Origin of the sequence: Paenibacillus lignilyticus, assembly GCF_017942085.1 — a bacterium.
Lineage (GTDB): Bacteria > Bacillota > Bacilli > Paenibacillales > Paenibacillaceae > Paenibacillus_Z > Paenibacillus_Z lignilyticus.
In genome coordinates, this window is record NZ_JAGKSP010000002.1 from 694,701 (window position 1) to 713,910 (window position 19,210).

The window sequence follows — 19,210 nt, forward strand, 5'->3', positions numbered from 1 at the left end:
ATTCCGGTTTCCAGGCCTGCATCGAACGGGACCTATTCAACCTTGATTGTGTTGTAGAACTTTTCTTGCATGTTTTTCGCGGCCGCATCCAGCTCTGCTTTCATGTCGACGTCTTTCTTCGAGAAGACTTCTTGCACGACATTCGTCATGGCTGCGTAGTAATCTTGCGTATTGAATTGTGCTTCCGGTTTACCGTCAAGCAAGCTCATGATTTCCGGGCTGTATTGATATACGTTGTCGTATTTGTCGTAAACCGCTTTTACCTTCTGGCCGTATTCCGAGTTATCGTTGTAGTACTGGATAACCGGCGGAATGAAGAATTTGTTGTCCGTTTTCCGTTGTTTGATGCTTTCTTCAACGGACTCCAAGCCTTTATCGGAGAAGTAGTCGAACGTTGCGTAGTTGAACGCCATTTCTTGCTCTTCTTTGGAAGCATTCGGATTGATGACAAGGAAGTCGCCGCCGAGTACGCCAGTGTGCTTGCCGCCTTTCTCCGCTGCAGGCATGGGGTACACAAGGATGTCTTCCGGTTTCATGCCGCCTTGGTTCAAGCCTTGGTCAACCGGGCCGTCCGGACCTGCGATAACCATGGCCGTTCTGCCTTGCGCGAATGCGCCTACCGCGTCGCCCCAGCCAAGCGCGAAATCCTTCGGAATTGCGCTGGCTTCCCAAGCCAGCTTGTGGTAGAACTCAAGCGCTTTAAGACCTGCTTCGGAATTGAAGGCTGCCGTTACTTTGCCGCCGTCAACCGTTTGAATTTCGCCGCCTGCTTCGAACAGGAAGTTGGTCCAGTTCCAGCCTGCTTCATTGCCTTTCCCCATTGGAGCGATGCCGGAAATGCCTTTCTTCGGCTCCGCAACCGCTTTCGCCGTATTCAGCATGTCGTCCCAAGTCCAGTCGAAGGAGGGAACCGCAACGCCTTTGTCCGTCAGCATTTTCTTATTCACGACTGTGCCGGTTACGTAACCTTGCTGCGCAATCCCGTACACTTTATCGCCGATAATGAATTGATTTTGCAGAATCGGGTTCATTTGGTCTTTGAACTCATAGTTGTTGAACAGCTCCGTAATATCAGCTGCCCAGCCGCGCTCAGCAAGGAATTTACCTTCTGTTGCGTAAGTATTGAACAATGTCGGCGCTTCGTTCGCGCCCATCTTGATCCCGATTTCATTCGGGTTGTACTGCCATTCGCTCTTCACGATCTCAACGTTCGGATATTTCTCTGTGAAACGTTTGATTTTGTCGTCTTCTAGCGCTCGCTTCTCCACCAAATCCGGTGTCGGATAATAAATGCTGATGGTTACTTTAGCAGCAGGCGTTTCTTCCGCAGCTGCGTTATCGCCCGTGTTTGCCGCTGTGTTCGTGCTCGTATTCGATGAGGCCGCATTGTTCGTCTTTCCGGTGTTCTCGCTGGTGTTGTTGTCGTTCGAGCTTCCGCATGCCGACAGGACGCCTGTCATTAGAAACATGCTGGCCAGAATGAATGAAACCTTACGCATCTTACGCATATTTTATCCCCTTCTCGCGTTTATTTACCTTACACGCTCATCATAATAGAGGCGCCGGGAAAGCAGAATGTGTATTCCTATGTCGATCATGTGCAGGTCTACGATTACGATGGAATCCTTTCTATCCTTTGACTCCGCCCATATGAAGTCCGCGAATAATAAACCGTTGGAAAATCAGGAACACGGCAATCGGCGGCAGCATGACCATCGTCAGCATCGCAAATTTCACGTTCGTATCCAGTCTGCGCACGTTAATGACGTAATTGTAGATCGCCGTGGCGAGCGGACGTTTCTGGTCGGTATGCATCACGAGCGATGGCCAGAACCAGTCGTTCCATGCCGTAGAGAAGACGAAGATCGCAAGCGTCGAGAAGATCGGCACCGACAGCGGAATCGCAATCGATACAAACAGTCTGAAATCCGATGCCCCGTCGATGCGGCCAGCTTCGAACAGCTCATGGCTGATGCCATCGAAGAAGTTCTTGAGCAGCAGCAGGAAGAAAGCATTCGCTCCGGCCGGCAGCCAGAACGCTTGGAACGTATTGAGCAAGCCCAAATCCTTCAGGTTGACGAAGTTCGGGATGATATACGTCGTAGGCGGGATGAACAAGGCCGCAAGAAAGAAGAAGTTAATCGCCCTGTTGTACGGAATATTGAGCCTCGACAAGCTAAAGGAAGCCAAGCCGAGCACAAGAACCGTGATAAACATATTGCCGCCGAAGATAATCATCGTATTCCGGAAGAAAAGCGGCAGCTGAATGTAGTTCCATCCTTTGGAGTACGTATCCGCCTGCCAGGTCTGAGGAATAAAATGCGGCGGGAACGAGTTGACCTCCACATTGGATTTAAAGCTGTTCAGCAGCGTAACCAATATCGGATAAAGCATGGAGCAGACCATTGCCGCGATGACGAGCAGCATAAAGCCATATACCAGCTTGTTGGATGTTTTCTGCAAATCATAGCGGGATAGTATACCGCGGTCATAGCTCTTCATCTTAGTTCACCTCTCTGCTGGAAAGTCGGTGCTGGAGGACGGCAAGTCCGCCGAGCACGAGGAACATGAGCACGCCAAGCGCGGATGCCGCACCGTAATCGAGCCTTGTGAAGGCGTATTTGACGATGAGCAGCGCATAGGTCAGCGTTGCGTTGTTCGGTCCGCCGTCAAGCATGGCGAACTGCGACTGGAAGCCTTGAGAGGTCGCGATAAGCTGCAAAATAAGCAGGAGAATGACCAGATTGCGAATGAAAGGCAGCGTAATATGCCGAATTCGGTTCCATACGCCGGCACCGTCGATCTCGGCCGCCTCATAGAGATCGCGCGGAATGCTAAGCACCGCCGCGAGATAAATCAGCATGGCCGCACCGAATTGCTGCCACGTCTCCATGAAGACGAGTGATATCATCGACCATTTCGTATCGGTCATGAAGGAAATCGGCTCAAAACCGGCTTGCGCAATCGTCGCGTTGATCGGGCCTACCGGATCGTACATCCAGCGCCATAGCCCGTACAAGACCACAACCGGAATGACGTTCGGCAAATACGCCGCAACGCGCACGAAACCCTGAAACCGTTTAAGCTCCGATATTGCGATCGAGAACACAATCGGTACCCAGAAGCCGATCAATAGGCAGAGCAGCATATAATACAGCGTATTCTTGACCGCTGTCCATACATCTTGATCATGAAGCACGGTCCGGAAATTATCGAGGCCGACAAACGTATTGCCTTTGACGAAATCGACTTGATAGAAGCTGTACACGAATCCTTTCACGATCGGCATCCATAAGAACAGAATAAAGATGACAGCTGCCGGTACGATGAACAAATAACCCCAAATATGTTTTTTAAACCGCGCGGACGTTCCCATATGGTCCCCTCTTTCATGTTGTAGCCTTGAAGAAACGGCAGCCCCCGCCGGGAAGCACGCCGTTTCTACTTGCCTACTTTTATTCTAGAGAAGCGGATCATGGCTGAACATGTGCAGTTCTATGGGGATCATAGGCGATATTACTTCTTCAGCTCGGTTGGGCTGACGCCGAAATATTTTTTAAAAATTTTGCTGAAATGCTCCGGCGACTCATAGCCCACCCGCTCCGCAATCTCGTACCTGCGAAGATCCGTCGTGAGGATCAGCTTCCGGCTCTCTTCCATGCGCAGCTTAATGACATATTCCCATAAATTGTGGCCGGTGTTCTTCTTGAACAGATAGCTGAGGTAATTCGGGCTGACATGATTCTTCTGCGCCACCTCATGTAACGTAAGCCCCTTCTGGGCATAGTGCTCATCGATATAATTCTTCGCTTTATCCACAATGATGTTGTTCTGCGCATCCAGCTCCTCAACCGTCGGATCCTGCTTCGCGCCATAACGGCTCCAGTTGAAGTCGCCATAATAGAAGACACTCAGATCCTTCTGATCATGGTTCCATCTAATCGCCTTCTCCGCCTGTTCACCGAGCTCGCTTAAGAATTCGACGCCTCTTAACACTTGGCTGATACCGATAACGCAGCTCATTCCGAGATACTTCGTAATATTGAATTGCAAGCTGCGACCCAGCATGTCGAGCTGATTGATCCGGGATGTGCCGCTATCCTCGAATCGTTTGTCGTCCCACTGAATGATAATGCTGACCTCATCCTCCGGCGAATAGAAGGCAACCGGATTCCAGGCTTGATCGAGCAGCTCCATTGCAATGTTGAGCGCCGCATACTGCAGTAGCTCCGACGAGCGGCTTAGCTTCACCCGCAGCACGGAGAAATAAGGCCCCGTGAGAACGGTGGCGTGTTCATACTTCAAGAGTACGGCGGTTGCGAGCGCCTCGGACTCCGTCGTATCCGTGAGCAGCTTGTTCAGCAGCTCCATCCGTTTCGGCGAAGGCTGCTCCATGTGGAACTGCTCGCGAAAGCCTGCCAGCAGCTCATCCTGCGAAGGGCTTGTTTTGTTCGTATGGAGCAGTACGTTGCGAACCGAGTCGAGGAACTGGTCGCTGTTCAGCGGTTTAATGAGGTAATCCTTCGCGCCGAGCCGAATGGCCAGCTGCGCGTATTGAAACGTCTCGTGGGCGGAGATGATGATCGTCTGCACCCAAGGCTTGATCATTTTAGCCTGATGCATCAGCTCGATGCCGTTCATTTCGCCCATCTGGATATCGGTTACGAGCAAATCAATATCTTCCAGCCGTAGATAATCCATCGCTTCGTACCCGTTATGCGCAATGTACAGCTGGGATATGGCCAGACCTGATGACATGAGCAGACTGCTCAGTCCTTTACAAATTAACGGTTCGTCGTCCACAACCAATATGGAATACATCTCGTGTGGTTCCCTCCTTGCTCTTGCTTATATAGTCGGTCCCGCAGCCGCATCGCCGCTCTCGTCGTGGCTGCGCGGCAGTATGATGACTACGCGCGTTCCCCGCTCTTCCCGTTCCTCGTAGCTAATTCCGAAGCCTTTGCCAAAATGAAGCCGAATGCGCTGATCCAAATTCCGGATGCCGTATCCGATTGCCGGGTCGCCTTTCTCTTCGTTCAGCAGCCTATGGATCGCTTCGAAGTCGACTTTCTTATAGCCGTTATCCTCGACGCGGATAATGATTTTGTCATGGTCCAGCAAGGCGCCGGAGATCGTGATTTCGCCGTCCTCGCCCATATTGCGGACGCCGTGAATGATCGAATTCTCGATTAACGGCTGCAAGGTGATTTTCGGAATCAGGTTGTGAAGCAGCTCATCGGGGATGTTCCAGATGACTTGGAAGCCGTACTCGTACCGCTTCTGCTGCAGGCTGATGTACGCCTTGGCATGCTCCATCTCGTCTTCAAGCGAGATGAGCTCGCGTCCGCGGCTTAAGCTGATCTTCATCAGCTTGGACAGCTCCTTGATCATTTCCGCGGATTCGGAGTTGCCTTCCAGCGTGCTCTTCCAATAAATACTCTCGAGCGTGTTGTACAGGAGATGCGGGTTGATCTGTTGATATAACAGCTGGAGCTGGGACTCCTTCTCCTTGATCTCCATCTGGTATTTGTAATGAATCAGCACATTGAGCCGCCGTGCCATGTCGTATAAGGAGGAGATCAGAACGCCGACTTCGTCTTTGCGTCCTTTGCCCGGCGTCTCCGGCACCCGCTTGCCCGGCTCGTAAGAGCGGACAAAATAAGCCAGCCGCTGAAGCGGAGTCATGAGCGAGCGCCAGAAATAAAGGATGACGATAATGCCGAAGATGGTATACACGATCGAAATGAGCTGGATGACGCGTTTGAGTTCATTTTGCTGCTGGAGCAGGGAATTGACCGGGATCTTATAAACCAGCTTCTGCTGCAGCAGATGATTGTCGTTAATGACGTAGATAAATTCCGGCGTAATGATGTTGCTCATGCCATCGGCTTCCCCCCGTTTGATTCCTGCCGCCTCGGGCGGGAGCTGCAAGGTCGTGCCGATCATGCCCGGCGTGGTCGCCGTCAGCACCCGATTGGTGGAATCGGTAAAATAAATCTCGCCATCGGGCAGCGTCACGCTCTGAAACGACTCTCCGATCTTCTTATCCATCTTCGTTGCGACCAATACCCCGATGACGCCGTGGCCGTTCGAGATGTTGTTGACGGAGCGCACGTAGGCCAGCGTCGTCTGCGTGGAGAAGCCGATGTTGTTGCGAATCAGCTTCATGTAGCCCTCCCCCTTCTTCTTCACGGCCTCGCCGAACCATTCCGGCTTGTCGCGATCGGAGAAGAAGTACACCCCCGTCTGCGTCATGGGGATTTTCGGCGCAAAATAATAGTAGTCCTCCGGGTCGTAGACGTAGAGGCTGTAGTAGACCGCTTCGCCGCCATTGACGCTGATCGAATAACCTGCGATGAGCTTATCGAGCTTCGAATACTCCTGCACTCGTTCGAACACGGTGTCCCCCGACGATGGGACGAGCTGCTGGGTGAGCGGATTTTGGATGATTGTCGTGGTGATCTTATTGACCGTATCGATATCGCGGCTCAAGAGAGCCATGTTCTGCTTGTTCAGCTCCACGTAGGCATTGGTCACATGGCGCTTCAGAATAAGCTCCGCCCTCGTGTTCCCGTACCACTGCAGCAGTAGAATCGGACTGACCATGATAATAAAAAGTAAAATAATTTGCTGCTTCACGTTCATCCGTGTGAGCGGGTTCGTCATATGGGCCATCGGAACAGTCTCTCCTTCTCGCGTTACTGGTACTATAACAAGTTGCGCCTCGCGCGCGTATGGCTATTCTTATGGATGTTAGGTGTAGATCTATCGAGATCAACACTATACTTTTGATTACTATATATACCTTGTATCATTACGTATCAATATTTTCACTACTTTTATTTTGCATGTAGCTGCATCATAATGAAACAGGAGCTTGACCATTCCATATGAAACTTTGGAGGATCCTATGACACAGAAGCTAATTCCGCTACAACGCCGTAATATAAACGCAAGCCAGCTCGTACTCGGATGCATGAGACTTGGAGGCGATTGGAATGCCAACAGCCCCATTACAGCCGAGCATTACCGAGAAGGCAACGAAGCGCTCGATGCCGCGCTTGAGATTGGTATCAACATGTTCGACCATGCCGACATTTATACGTCCGGCAAAGCAGAGCGCGTATTCTCGCAGCTGCTGAAGGAGCGTCCTTCGCTTCGCGAGGAGATCATTATTCAGTCCAAATGCGGCATTCGCTTCGGTGATGAAAGTAATCCGCATCGTTTTGATTTCTCGTCTGATTATATTTTAGACAGCGTCGATGGCATCTTGGAGCGCTTGGGCACGGAGTACCTCGATATTCTGCTGCTGCACCGTCCTGATCCGCTCGTTGAGCCGGAAGATGTAGCCAGTGCGATCCATGCGCTGAAAGCATCCGGCAAAGTCCGCCACTTCGGCGTGTCCAACATGAGCCACGGTCAAATTCGTCTGCTGCAAGCTTACAGCGACGAACCGTTCATCGTAAACCAGCTCGAAATGAGCCTGCACAAAATCGGCTTCTGCGACACCGCCGTCAGCGTGAACCAAGAAGCTTGGCGCAACAACGTGTTCCCGGAAGGCACGATGGAGCATAGCCGCCTGGAGAACATTCAGCTGCAATCGTGGGGACCGCTTGCGCAAGGCCGCTACTCCGGCGGTTCCTTGGAAGGCCAAAGCGAAAGCGTCGTGCAAACCGCTGCGCTCGTGGCTCAGCTTGCCGAGAAACACAACACGACACGCGAGTCCATCGTGCTCGCATGGTTGATGACGCATCCCTCCGGCATTCAGCCGGTCATCGGCACGATCAACCCGCAGCGCATCCGCGCCTGCAAAGACGCGGCCACCCTTCGCCTCTCGCGCGAAGACTGGTACCGCCTGTACGTCGCTTCGCGCGGCGTGAACTTGCCTTAAGCGATTGGATGCCCGAGAGGAACGGAGCCGCACGATAGTGTGCTGCTCGGTTCTTCTCGGGCTTTTTTTGTATGGGGGGAGGTTAAGGGAGGGGGCTATAAGCGGGATAGACGCTTATGGCGAGATGAATGCACGCGGCATGGTGCCATTTTGGCGGGGTTGCGGATCTATAAGCGGAATAGCCGCTTATGATGGCACTACTCTCAGCCTCTAACCCGCCATAGTTAGCCACTATCGAGGAACTGAGAGACGGGATTTCCGTCTCTCGGTTCTTTTTCGCGTGCATTTCTACTCTGAGAGACGGTTTTTCCAACTTTCAGCCTCTAGCACGCCGTAGTTAGCCACTGTCGAGGGACTGAGAGACGGATTTCCCGTCTCTCGGTTCTATTTCGCGTGGATTTCTACTCTGAGAGACGGGTTTTCCTACTCTCAGCCTCTAACCCACCGTAGTTAGCCACGATTCCTAGTACCAATCGCCATAAACCACCGAGAATAACAAAAGGAAGCCGCGTACAAAGCACAGCTTCCTTTTATTCGGCATCTTAACTCGACTCCCTATCCCTTATTTCACAAATATCCGCACCTGATTCGGGCCGGTCCGCTTCATGACGCGATAACCCGCAGCGGCTGCTGTTGCTGCGCCTTCGTCATTAGGCATGCAGTAGCCCCCCGGCACGCATGTGCCGTCATCCCGAACGAGCAGCTTGCCGACCACGCCGACAGCTACCCACTCCGGACGCTGCGAACGCGGCACATAGTTGAGCGCATCGTTCCAATCCGGGTTCAGCACCGGCTCCGTCTTGCTGCCGGCTGGTCGCAATACATTGCCCGCAGCATCAAGCATTGCGGGTACATCCACCTCCTGGTACTGAATGCGGTCCCATTCATCCGTGACAAACAGCTTGTGCCAGCGCAAATCGCTGGAATCCGCTAAGACGGCCGGACGGGCACTGACTACGCCCAGGATATAATCGTCAAGAGCGTTTGCTCGGCGGATTTTATCACATGCCTGATCGTCAAACGTAACAAAATAGCCGACGTCGATCCCAAGCCCATCTGCCGTTTCGAACATTTCGGCATAATCGGCTGCATTCGGCGAGCTGACTGTGCCATCCAGGTACAAATTGCCGGTCAGCCCTTCAATAACGGCCGAGTTCAAGGTTGGCCCCACCATCAGTCCATTAGCCAAGTGCCAGGAAAACGGGAATCTGGTTGTCCCATTTTGTCCCATAATGTGAGCGCCGGTATGAACCATATCGACAATCGTGTTTTCGCCTTCCGCATGAGAGGACGCCGCAAACGCTCTGGTAGCGGAGCCTTCCGCGTGCGATGCTTGACCGCCTGCAAGCGTATCGGCTCCTTCTGCATGCGAATAAGGGCCATTCGCGCTTGTACCGATTCCCTCTGCATGGGAGAACGGCCCGCTCGCACTGGTATTTGCGCCTTCCGCATGTGTCCCCGGGCCGCTCGCAATCGTCTGAAAGCCCTCCGCATGAGCAGCCGTACCGATAGCTGTCGTTGTTTGACCTTCGGCGTGTGAAAATGCAGCGATCGCCCTAGGTCCGGGCGCAACCATCACATCGTTCGTGCCGCCTTCCGCATGGGCAGCAAACCCGATCGCTATCGTGCCTATCCCTTCGGCATGGGAGCTGTCACCCGATGCAACGGTTGGCGCAAAATTACCAAGGGAATCCACCGCGCCACCTTCCGCATGAGAAGCTCGGCCGCTTGCTGTATTGCTCTCTCCCTCGGCATGGGAGGCTTGACCGCTCGCAATCGAATCCGCGCCTTCCGCATGCGAATAAACGCCGCTTGCACTTGTTCCTATGCCTTCGGCATGGGAGAAGCTCCCTCCGGCAGTCGTGTTCGCGCCTTCCGCATGCGCACTGGGCCCGCTGGCGAGCGTTTGGAAACCTTCCGCATGAGCGGCCGTTCCGCTCGCGACAGTGGTTTGTCCCTCCGCATGGGCAAAGGATGCCGTCGCACGAGGGCCGGGAGCAATCGTGAAATCTACCGTTCCGCCTTCGGCATGGGAGCCGTCTCCGCTTGCCTCAGTACCTATCCCTTCGGCATGCGAAGAAGATCCGATGGCTTGGTTGGGTGCAGGATTGCCTATCAGATCCAAGCCGCCGCCTTCTACGTGGGAAGCCCGACCGCTTGCCGTATTTCCTTCCCCTTCCGCGTGCGAATTCAAAGCAAGCGCCTGCGTATTGCTGCCCTCCGCGTGCGATGAACCGCCGCCGGCTACAGTCTGAGACCCTTCCGCATGAGCCGCGGCCGCAGACGTTAAGGTCTGATAGCCTTCGGCGTGCGAAGCATCGCCGGCCGTTGTAGATTGGTAACCCTCCGCGTGGGAGGTATCCGCATTAGCCGTCGTTTGATACCCTTCTGTATGGGAAGCTGCACCATTCGAAGTGGTTTCCCTGCCTCCGGCATAGGATGCGGAACCATTCGACACCGATGATATCCCCTCCGCATGCGAAGCAAGACCATTGGCTGCACTCAGATAACCCTCCGCATGGGCAGCATCTCCATTGGCTACGGATGAGCTTCCTTCCGCATGAGAGGCAACTCCGCTCGCAAAAGTCGCCGTTCCTTCCGCATGGGCGGTATCCGCCAACGTTTGCGTCTGATAGCCTTCCGCATGGGCAGCTCCTCCCCCTGCCGTCGTCCCGCTTCCTTCGGCATGCGAAGCATCCCCGTTCGCGGTTGTTTGAAGCCCCTCAGCATGGGAAGCCATGCCGTTCGCGGTTGTATCACGACCTTCCGCCTCCGAGCATTCACCGACAGGATTTTGATTACAATCCGCCACTGCATTCACTCCTTTTCCATAGAAAAATCAACTTAACATCGAGATGGATAAAATCCTCTCATCTATTAATCTATGTGGAATGCGCCAACTAGCTTGGACAATTGGAGGAATGTATCTCCGAATGCGCGAATACTTTAGCGATAACCAAATCCATCAGGAGGCGAGCTCCCCATGCCTAAACTGAAAATTCCCCGGTAAGCCCGAGGGCCGCCTTCTCCCTTTCGGAAGTATGAACAGGATAGACCCATCATACAAACGAGAGGAAGATCGCCATGTGGCCCAAAACAGTAGATTGGAAACAACTTAAGTTCGGCGTGGAAATCGAGTTTATCGGCGGTAAACCCGCAGAGCTGGAGCTGCTGCCCGGCTGGGAAATGTCTTTGAATGAGCATCAGCTGGATGAAACCGGCATCGAGTCCGGCAGTGAGCTGAAGCCTCCTCCGATGTTATGGGAGGAGCGGGATCAGATCCGCATCATGCTGAGCCGGCTTCAAGCACAGGGTGCTACTGCGAATTGGAGCTGCGGCCTTCATGTGCATGTCGGCCTCGAAGCATGGGGAGAACAAATGGTGCTCCCGCTTCTGGATGCGGCGCTGACCTATCAGGATACGCTGCAAGCCCTGCTTCGTACGAGCGAGCATCGCCTGCTCTTCTGCCCGCCGGTAACGACAGCGATGCGTGAGCGATTCGCGTTAGATCCTTCCGCCCAAGCCGTACACAACGCCGGCCGCCCGCAATCTCACCGGTGCGGGATCAACACAGCCTCTTGGTTCGATATCGGTACGGTAGAGATTCGCTACGCCAATGGCAGCGTGCTTGTCCATGAGGTGCTGCACACGATTGAGCTATGCCTTCGATTCGTTGCCGCAATCGGAGCCGGAACGGAGCTGCCGCTTGATCCACAGCAATTCGCCGCTGCCCTCCAAGCACCGGCAAGTGGATATCCCGCTTCGATTCCTGTTCCTCGTTGGTATCAGGAGCGAATTTGGCTCGAAGAACTTCTACTCCCGTTCTTAGAGCCGATCGTGCAAAAGCTTGTGCCGAACGGTGAGGTTCACGACATCCTACCTGTAGAAGAGGGTTTAGTACTCGCGATTGAGAACAGCTCCGGCAAGCGGATGAAGTACCTGATCGAACCGCCAGCCGAAGGTTGGATAGTGAAGCGTCAGCTCCCAGACTGAGCTGAGCCGTATAGGAAGAAGAAGCTAGCCGCGATAACGTCGGCTAGCTTCTTCTTTTCGAGTATGGAATTGTTACGCAAAAAAGCCCGACACTTGCAACTATTTACAGCTTAAGCCCGGATGAGGTCAAGCCTTCCACATAATATTTGCTGGCGAACATAAATAGCAGAATCAGCGGCAGCGATGCAAGGATGTAGGCTGAGAATAACGCCGGATAATTCGTTGCGTCCTCTCCCGAGATAACCTGGGCGGAAAAGTTTCGCAAGGCAAGTGTGATTACGTACTTATCCGGGTCTGTCAATATAATAGAAGGGCCGATTAAATCGTTCCAAACCCCTACGATCTGCATAACAGCAAGAGTTGCCAGAATAGACACCGAAACAGGTACAGCAATTTTATAGTAGAGCTTGAAGGTGCCGCATCCATCCATCTTCGCCGCTTCGAACAAATCTTCCGGGATAGCAGCAAAAAATCCGCGCAGCAGGAAGATACCGAAGATCGGCGTGCCAAATATATTGGGCCAGATGAGACCCCATAATGAATTGAGCATCCCAAGTTCCTTCACCAGCAAATACCAGGGAACTAAACCTAATATTCCCGGAATCATCATTAAAGCGATAATAAAATAAAAGATGATTTCCTTCCCATAAAACTTCAACCTCGCGAACACGAAGCCACCAAGCGATGATAAAAACACTCCTCCTGCAGCCGAAATCGCGCCAACAAACACAGTGTTCCAAAATGCTACATGGATGGTGCTCCAGGCATAATTCACATTGTTGAACCATAGCGGAAGCACGGGCAGCCACTTATTGTATTCCCAAGTCAAGGTATCTTTGGAAAAGCCGAATAACAATATGCTCAAAGGATACACACTGAGCAAGACTGCACCGGCGATAATCACATTTAGCGAAATTTGCCCCCAATACTTTCTCACCATTATGAAGCCTCCTGTGATTTAATTAGCTTCATGCTGAGGAGCGTAATGGCCATTGCTGCAATAAAGAGTATGAGTCCGATTGAGCTTGCATAGCCTAAACGATTGTAAGTAAACGCCTGCATGTACATGTGGTAGCCGGGAACCATGGAGGAATAGCCAGGACCTCCATTCGTCAAGACGAGTTGATGCCCAAATGCTTGAAGTCCTGAAATTAAGCCGGTAACGACGAAGAATTTGACCTGTCCTATGATAAGTGGGATATCGATATACAGAATGCGTTTAACCGGAGAAGCTCCCTCCAATCGGGAGTTCTCGATCACCTCAGTCGGGATGTTCATCAAGCCAGCCAGATAGATGAGAGGCCCTATCCCTGAAACCCACGGAAAACCAAGAAATAGCAAGGCCCAAAGTACGGTATTCGACTCCCCAAGCCAGGCGTGCTTCCAATCATCCAAGCCCAATGCGCCAAGCAGCGAATTCAGCAAACCTACATTGGGATCGTATACAAACTGCCATACAAGCAGGCCGACGATGCCAGGTACAACGAGTGGAACCAGCACCAGAACACGATATAAGTATTTTAACTTCTCGTTTTTGACGAAGAAGATCATCTCTGCCATCACAAGCGGCGCGGTTACGCCAATGATCAGTCCGCCGACGACCAGAAACAGCATATTCGGCACCGAGGCAAGCAGCACATCATCATGGAGCATCGTCTTAAAATTATCCAAGCCGATGAACGTCCAGACATTACCCGCTGCATTCCATTCGAAGAATGCCATGATGAGTCCGCGAATCGGCGGGTAATAACTGAATAGCAGCAACCCAATTACGATTGGTGATAACAGCAAATAGGCGGTTAAGCTTTCTCGCCATTGTCTGCTCATACTCCCCCGCCCTTCAATTTAATTCAATGTATTCGTCGTTTTCGCTGTTCTTATCTTTCCCATCATCTTCATGCTCAGATGCTTTATCCAAAGAATCGTCCGAAATGACAGGAATATCTACAATCGCTCGTTTATATACACCGATCACTTTACCTACAGAAACGTCCGATAAAAGAATTTGATTGAGGACAGCCGGTTGAAACTCATTTTCGTTATAGGAATAATACACGAAGCTCGCTCGTCCGTTCTCATCGGTCTTTACGCGAGTTACCTTCGTGGAACCGTACCCTTTAGCTTTAATGACGAGCACATCATCGCCCGAGCGTGGCTTCCCGTCTTTATCCGTAACCGTAAATTCTACTAGAATCTCATCTTTGCCGTTGGCCTTCAACTCGTCTTTCGACAGCTTGACTGAAAACAAAACCTCGCGATTGGAATCCATTCTCCACATGATGAGCAGAAATCCAGCGATAACAGCACAACACAGTAACACCCCTAATTTACGCTTCATTCTTGTCCTCCCGTCTGGTGGCAAACAGATCAGAGCGAAGCGAAATCACGTTTCCGCTTCGCCCATCCGTTATATTACCAGTTGGACGTATCAATCCCCTGCCCTTTAATCAATTCATCAGCGCCTTTTTGCATGGCTTTCTCCACAGTAGTAAAGAACTTGTCATCGCTAATCTCACTCGAGAACCACATCGTAGCGTTTCTGCCGATTGTTTCTGTCACTTCAGGACTCAACCAAGCCGGCATCGTCACATAAACCGGAGGAAACTCAGCATGCTCCACATTCTTAAGTGCATCGAAGATCGGCAACGATGCTGCATCGTTAACTGCAGGCCGTGCGAATGGTACCTCATTAACCAAATATTCATTCACTTTAGGTGAGGTTAAATACTGAAGAAATAGAACTGCCGCTTTCTCTGTTCCGTTCTTCTCTAACGATGGCTTAATTAGTGCAAGATCGAAGGATGAGTATACATTTTTCGGAAATCCGGTTTTTCGAGGTAAATCAGCAGCCAGTTCAGTCGAATCTGTACCAACGAAAGGCATTGGAAATACGCCCCATTTGAACGTACGTTTCGTATCACTCAATTCCTGCTGGAGCTCCCACATACCGCCTTCGCGTATAGCAACTTTCCCTGCTTTCCACTGTGCCTTCAAGTCTTGTGTATTCCAGCCTTTAGGCCAAAGGGATGCCCATTCCTTATATTGCTTCCATGCTTCCTGGAATTCCGGCTTCTTCATATCGATAATGCCTATCTTGACGGCTCGAATATCCTCGTCACCTTTAAGCTGCGCATAGGCAGACGCTCCGGTGTAGTTGTAATCATTCAGTAGGGGCAATGTGAGAGGAATCGTTACGTTATCTAGCGGCCACAACGTTGGTCCTTTGTTCTCAACACCAGGAGCGGATCCGATATATCCGGCTTCGTTCGCTTTCTTCACGACCTCGACGAACTCCTTCCATGTTTTGGGCACAGACAGGTTCAATGCTTTGAAAATATCGATATTATAATAGAACGTAACCGGTGATCCGGGTGGCTGGGCAAGCGGTACTTGATAATGATTGCCGTCTGCCGATTTGAGAATGATTTCTTCGTTCGTAAACGCATCCATCCAGTGCTGATTTCCTTCTATGAAAGGATTAGGCGTGCTATAGTAAGCGTCTAGTGGAAGCGCCCAGCCTTTCTCGACCCATGATGCGATAGTATTGGAGGAGAATGAAATATCAGGAGCTTCGCCGGATGCGATGCGAGTAGTAAACCAGGTAGCAAACTCATCACTGGCGTTCGGTACGCCTTTCATAATCTCGACTGTAATATGGGGATACAGCTTATGGAAATCCTCTGCGATTTTATCAAGCGCGACTCGTGGAATAGGTGTTTTTTCGGTTGGTGTCTTGTCGTCGGTAGGTGTGAAGAACTGAGGGGCAATCTTAATCGTAACTGCTTTTTCTTCAGGTTGGCTCGCTTCATTTACCGAGGTTTTTTCAGCTTTTGTGGTATTCGTTTCTGTTGTTGCAGTTTCTTTTGTTTGCGAATTGTTTGTGGCTTTCGTATTCTCAGCCTTTGCCGACTTGTTAATATCGTTCTTGTCATAGGAGCAACCGGATGCAATAATGGAGAAAATGAATAGAACAATAAGACTGGCAATGAATAGCTTTTTTACCGGTGCTTTATTTTCCATTTAATATCCCTCACTTTAGGTTGTTGGTTGTGCACTTTGCACAGTACTCACTCTGTCGTGCTGATTAATGGCCACGAGAATGATGAATGGATTGCGATACGAGCCCCGGTTCTCGCAGACTCCTTAGCCGCAAGCATAATTTCTAATACATGAACAGGATGATCGGCATGCAGTATGGGTTCCTTGCCGTTGGCGAGACAATCAATGATATAAACAGCCCCTCCGACCATCTCGTAATCACCTTGATCCGTAGCTTGCCGAGTCCAGGCAGACTCTTTGCTTGTAAAGACCCGGACCCCTTTCGGTTCCCAATCGTAGCCCTCCATCGCCATGCTGCCTTCGGTGCCAATAACCTGTATCGTCCAATCATCCTGCTGTGCCCTATAAGTGAAGCCACACTGTATGACGGAATAGCAGGCATTACCGTGGTCAAGCACAAGAGCAGCATTATCCTCCACTTCCGCCATGACTTTCTCTCCCTTCACCAACCGCTCAGAGATAACAATGCCCGCCATCGCTGTCACCGACTTAGCAGGTCCAAGTAGTCCAGTTAATGTGGTAATGGTATAGACACCGATGTCGAACAGGGTACCTCCGCCCTCGCGGTAAAACCAAGCATCCCAAAGGGGCACACTATGCCCCGATATTCCGTGAGCGGCATTCACAATGCCAAGAGAACCATCGGCGATTCGCTCCGCCATATACTGGAAACTTGGAGATAGCGGCGTAATTGGAGCACTCCAAATGCCTAGACCGTGCTCTTTGGCAAGAGCAAGCAATTCTTGAGCGACCGACATTTCAGTCGCTATCGGCTTCTCCGACCAAACATTGACTCCAGCTTTAAGCGCTTGACGGTTCAACTCTCCATGCAAGTAAGGTGGCGTTATATTCACGAGCAGATCGATAGCCTCATCACGCAGCATTTGAGCAAAATCTCCATAAATGCCCCGTATTCCATTCTTCGTTGCAAAGTCAGCAGCATGCTCAATTCTATTGTCACACACGGCAACGATTTGAGAATACGGGCTCTGCTGAATACTCCTTACATAGGCCCCGGCTATATGGCCGCAGCCGACAATGGCTACTTTAATTGGATTCATGCCCTGCACGCCTCCCGCTTGTCAATTTCTGTTCCGCTTCGCAAAAACGCGCGTATGCTTGCTCATAAACCGTGTAGTGATTTGAAGTGCTTGCAGATGGCTCATAGTGGACCTCTTCAAATCCGTTGTCTCCGTTTAATGTAGGAAATCCAAGCACTTCCGCCGCAATTGAAGCTGCGCCATATGCGGTTGTATCTGCAGGTGATAACGCTTTCAATTGAAGCTGAAGTACATCGGCCTTTATTTGATTCCAAAGCGTGTTTGATGATCCGCCACCGCATAAGGTAATGCGAGTAATACAACAGCCTGCTTCATTTAAAGCGTTTATTCTTCTCTGCGTTGCAAATGCAGTTCCTTCCAGTACTGCACGTGCCATATGTGCAGCGCTATGATAAAGCTGCAGCCCTACAAAACCTCCCATTAATCCCGCATCATTCCTTTCCCCATTCGACAGATATGGAAGAAACAGAAGTCCCTCGCAGCCTGGGGCAATTGTTGAAGCTGACTCCATTAATTGCTCTACAGGCTGCGATGCAACCTTGGACAACCACTGTACAGCTGCGCCAGTCGTATTTAATCCGGCATCCGCACACCAAGTATAAGGAACAATATGAGGATAAACATTCATCTGCTCAGTCGCTGCAGCTTTCGGAACAATCACATGCAAACAAGTGGATGTCCCAGTCACATCACATAAATTTCCGGGAACTACTGCTCGAGCTCCGTATGCAGCACACAAGCTGTCAGCAGCCCCTACAATGACAGGAATTCCTGATGGCATGCCAACACTTTGAGCAATTTCAGGGTTTAGGTAGCCAAGAATACTGCAAGAAGGTAAAATTTCCGGCCATTCCAATACGGAAAGCCCAAGCTCCGATTGCCAATCCGTTGCCCAATCGTTGTGGTGCAAATCGTACAGCATCGAGCATGCCGCATGTGTCGGATCCGTACCAAGGACGCCAGTTAAATAATGGCCAGCAAGATCGCGCGGCTGGACAACCGACCATCCGTCAAAAACGCCGGGATGCTCGTTAAGCAGACTCATTATTTTGGGAGCGAGATAGAAAGGAGTGGGAGATTGCCCTGTCCTGTTCCGTATGCATGTCAGTCCAAACTGACGTATCAACCATTCCGTTTCCTGTATGGCGCGATTGTCCTGATAGATGACCGCAAAGTTTGCCGCTTCCCCTTCCGGCGAGAGCATCGTATAGGTCGGACATTGCCCTGTAAGACCAATTCCGGCTATATTTCGGCAATTGTCTCCCAATCGATCGGCCAATTGTTTCAGCACAACCTTAACGCCTCTTAACCAATCATTCGGGTTTTGCTCTGCTGCGCCATTTGAACTGTAACGTGTTGCAAAGCCGGTTCTCGCTTCGTTGATACACACTCCATTTGCTGTATAAGCGACTGCTCTTATACCGGATGTGCCGATATCCAGCCCAATGAATAATTCCTTCATGAAGACTCCTCCGATATAAATGCGAGTGAAGCAGCTGCTTCTTTATCGGCAATAACCGTCAAATGACGTGCATGCTGCAAGTAGGAAGCGGGCACATCGGCATGAACATTGCCCTGCAAGGAATGATATAACGGCAATGCCTTGGCATGTCCTGATGCCATTAAAATGACTTCCTTCGCTTCCAAAATATTACCGATGCCAACAGTCATTCCATAATGAGGAACTTCAGCATTCCAATAGCTTGTATTGTAATCAAGTGTTGTCTTGGATAATGCAACAACCCGGCAGCGGGATTCCATGAGTGATCCGGGTTCGTTGAAGCCGACATGACCGTTGACACCAATTCCTTCTACAATCAGGTCCAATCCGCCAATTCGGCGTATGGTGTCATCAAATCGTTCACAGGCGCGTTGCGGTTCTATGTCTTCTCCACGAAGACGGTGAATGTGATCTGCGGGAATTTCATTCGGGGTAATGAACATACGGCTAAGCCAAGAAAAAAGGCTCCTTTCATCTTCCGGCCCAACTCCTAAATATTCTTCCAGGCAAAAAATATTAGTATGTCGGAATGAGAGCATATTAGCGCGATACATGCGAGATAGTTCCTCATACATGCCGATTGGTGTATTGCCGGTTGTAAGACCGAGCGAAGCGTGCGGATTGCTCCGAATTACATCGGCTACAAGAGCTGCGGCTGTTTTGCTCATTTGTTCGTAATCATCGACAATGATCAGCCTCATATGA

At 51.1% G+C, this 19,210-nt stretch carries 15 protein-coding genes; 2 read left to right on the forward strand and 13 right to left on the reverse strand.

Annotation, left to right across the window (positions count from 1 at the left end; all coding sequences use genetic code 11):
- Window positions 1-32: 32 nt before the first annotated feature.
- From I8J30_RS08090 to I8J30_RS08110, 5 genes are all read right to left on the reverse strand, one after another.
- Complete coding sequence (locus I8J30_RS08090) at window positions 33-1,499, reverse strand: ABC transporter substrate-binding protein (RefSeq protein ID WP_210657580.1); 1,467 nt, start codon at window positions 1,497-1,499, stop codon at window positions 33-35.
- A 130-nt stretch (window positions 1,500-1,629) separates the two neighbouring features.
- Window positions 1,630-2,502: a carbohydrate ABC transporter permease gene (locus tag I8J30_RS08095; protein WP_210657017.1), complete on the reverse strand. Its 873-nt coding sequence runs from the start codon at window positions 2,500-2,502 to the stop codon at window positions 1,630-1,632.
- Between the two features lies 1 nt (window position 2,503).
- Complete coding sequence (locus tag I8J30_RS08100; protein WP_210657019.1) at window positions 2,504-3,376, reverse strand: carbohydrate ABC transporter permease; 873 nt, start codon at window positions 3,374-3,376, stop codon at window positions 2,504-2,506.
- A 140-nt stretch (window positions 3,377-3,516) separates the two neighbouring features.
- Complete coding sequence (locus tag I8J30_RS08105) at window positions 3,517-4,821, reverse strand: response regulator (protein WP_210657021.1); 1,305 nt, start codon at window positions 4,819-4,821, stop codon at window positions 3,517-3,519.
- 27 nt (window positions 4,822-4,848) lie between these two features.
- A complete protein-coding gene (locus I8J30_RS08110) occupies window positions 4,849-6,675 on the reverse strand; it encodes a sensor histidine kinase (RefSeq protein ID WP_240547907.1) in 1,827 nt (608 codons plus the stop codon).
- A 235-nt stretch (window positions 6,676-6,910) separates the two neighbouring features.
- On the opposite strand from I8J30_RS08110, the gene I8J30_RS08115 reads away from it, so the two are divergent.
- The gene (locus I8J30_RS08115) at window positions 6,911-7,891 is read left to right on the forward strand and encodes an aldo/keto reductase (RefSeq protein WP_210657023.1); all 981 of its coding nucleotides are present in this window, start codon (window positions 6,911-6,913) and stop codon (window positions 7,889-7,891) included.
- Window positions 7,892-8,453: 562 nt separating this feature from the next.
- On the opposite strand, the gene I8J30_RS33940 is transcribed toward I8J30_RS08115, so the two are convergent.
- A complete protein-coding gene (locus I8J30_RS33940) occupies window positions 8,454-10,703 on the reverse strand; it encodes a peptidase G2 autoproteolytic cleavage domain-containing protein (RefSeq protein WP_338044831.1) in 2,250 nt (749 codons plus the stop codon).
- A gap of 272 nt (window positions 10,704-10,975) precedes the next feature.
- Between I8J30_RS33940 and I8J30_RS08125 the strand changes: the two genes are divergently transcribed.
- Window positions 10,976-11,884 (forward strand): amidoligase family protein, encoded by a 909-nt coding sequence (locus tag I8J30_RS08125; RefSeq protein WP_210657025.1) that lies wholly within the window; start codon window positions 10,976-10,978, stop codon window positions 11,882-11,884.
- A gap of 103 nt (window positions 11,885-11,987) precedes the next feature.
- On the opposite strand, the gene I8J30_RS08130 is transcribed toward I8J30_RS08125, so the two are convergent.
- From I8J30_RS08130 to I8J30_RS08160, 7 genes are all read right to left on the reverse strand, one after another.
- The gene (locus tag I8J30_RS08130) at window positions 11,988-12,824 is read right to left on the reverse strand and encodes a carbohydrate ABC transporter permease (protein WP_210657027.1); all 837 of its coding nucleotides are present in this window, start codon (window positions 12,822-12,824) and stop codon (window positions 11,988-11,990) included.
- On the reverse strand, window positions 12,824-13,711 hold the full coding sequence (locus I8J30_RS08135) for a carbohydrate ABC transporter permease (RefSeq protein WP_210657028.1): 888 nt from the start codon (window positions 13,709-13,711) through the stop codon (window positions 12,824-12,826). Before I8J30_RS08135 ends, I8J30_RS08130 begins: the two co-directional genes overlap by 1 nt.
- 13 nt (window positions 13,712-13,724) lie before the next feature.
- Window positions 13,725-14,222 (reverse strand): Ig-like domain-containing protein, encoded by a 498-nt coding sequence (locus I8J30_RS08140; protein ID WP_210657030.1) that lies wholly within the window; start codon window positions 14,220-14,222, stop codon window positions 13,725-13,727.
- Between the two features lie 74 nt (window positions 14,223-14,296).
- Window positions 14,297-15,904 (reverse strand): ABC transporter substrate-binding protein, encoded by a 1,608-nt coding sequence (locus I8J30_RS08145; RefSeq protein ID WP_210657032.1) that lies wholly within the window; start codon window positions 15,902-15,904, stop codon window positions 14,297-14,299.
- 47 nt (window positions 15,905-15,951) lie between these two features.
- Window positions 15,952-17,004 carry a Gfo/Idh/MocA family protein gene (locus I8J30_RS08150; protein WP_210657034.1) on the reverse strand — a complete coding sequence of 351 codons (1,053 nt, stop codon included), beginning with the start codon at window positions 17,002-17,004 and terminating at the stop codon, window positions 15,952-15,954.
- Window positions 16,991-18,466: a xylulokinase gene (locus tag I8J30_RS08155; protein WP_210657036.1), complete on the reverse strand. Its 1,476-nt coding sequence runs from the start codon at window positions 18,464-18,466 to the stop codon at window positions 16,991-16,993. Before I8J30_RS08155 ends, I8J30_RS08150 begins: the two co-directional genes overlap by 14 nt.
- Window positions 18,463-19,206, reverse strand: coding sequence for a glucosamine-6-phosphate deaminase (locus tag I8J30_RS08160; protein WP_210657038.1), 744 nt, complete (start codon window positions 19,204-19,206; stop codon window positions 18,463-18,465). Before I8J30_RS08160 ends, I8J30_RS08155 begins: the two co-directional genes overlap by 4 nt.
- Window positions 19,207-19,210: the final 4 nt, after the last annotated feature.

Coding starts and splice junctions, on each gene's coding strand:
- I8J30_RS08100 (WP_210657019.1), bottom strand. CDS start 3,376: ATGGGAACGTCCGCGCGGTTTAAAAAACATATTTGGGGTTATTTGTTC.
- I8J30_RS08135 (WP_210657028.1), bottom strand. CDS start 13,711: ATGAGCAGACAATGGCGAGAAAGCTTAACCGCCTATTTGCTGTTATCA.
- I8J30_RS08115 (WP_210657023.1), top strand. CDS start 6,911: ATGACACAGAAGCTAATTCCGCTACAACGCCGTAATATAAACGCAAGC.
- I8J30_RS08110 (WP_240547907.1), bottom strand. CDS start 6,675: ATGGCCCATATGACGAACCCGCTCACACGGATGAACGTGAAGCAGCAA.
- I8J30_RS08160 (WP_210657038.1), bottom strand. CDS start 19,206: ATGAGGCTGATCATTGTCGATGATTACGAACAAATGAGCAAAACAGCC.
- I8J30_RS08105 (WP_210657021.1), bottom strand. CDS start 4,821: ATGTATTCCATATTGGTTGTGGACGACGAACCGTTAATTTGTAAAGGA.
- I8J30_RS08155 (WP_210657036.1), bottom strand. CDS start 18,466: ATGAAGGAATTATTCATTGGGCTGGATATCGGCACATCCGGTATAAGA.
- I8J30_RS08150 (WP_210657034.1), bottom strand. CDS start 17,004: ATGAATCCAATTAAAGTAGCCATTGTCGGCTGCGGCCATATAGCCGGG.
- I8J30_RS08125 (WP_210657025.1), top strand. CDS start 10,976: ATGTGGCCCAAAACAGTAGATTGGAAACAACTTAAGTTCGGCGTGGAA.
- I8J30_RS08130 (WP_210657027.1), bottom strand. CDS start 12,824: ATGGTGAGAAAGTATTGGGGGCAAATTTCGCTAAATGTGATTATCGCC.
- I8J30_RS08145 (WP_210657032.1), bottom strand. CDS start 15,904: ATGGAAAATAAAGCACCGGTAAAAAAGCTATTCATTGCCAGTCTTATT.
- I8J30_RS08090 (WP_210657580.1), bottom strand. CDS start 1,499: ATGCGTAAGGTTTCATTCATTCTGGCCAGCATGTTTCTAATGACAGGC.
- I8J30_RS08140 (WP_210657030.1), bottom strand. CDS start 14,222: ATGAAGCGTAAATTAGGGGTGTTACTGTGTTGTGCTGTTATCGCTGGA.
- I8J30_RS08095 (WP_210657017.1), bottom strand. CDS start 2,502: ATGAAGAGCTATGACCGCGGTATACTATCCCGCTATGATTTGCAGAAA.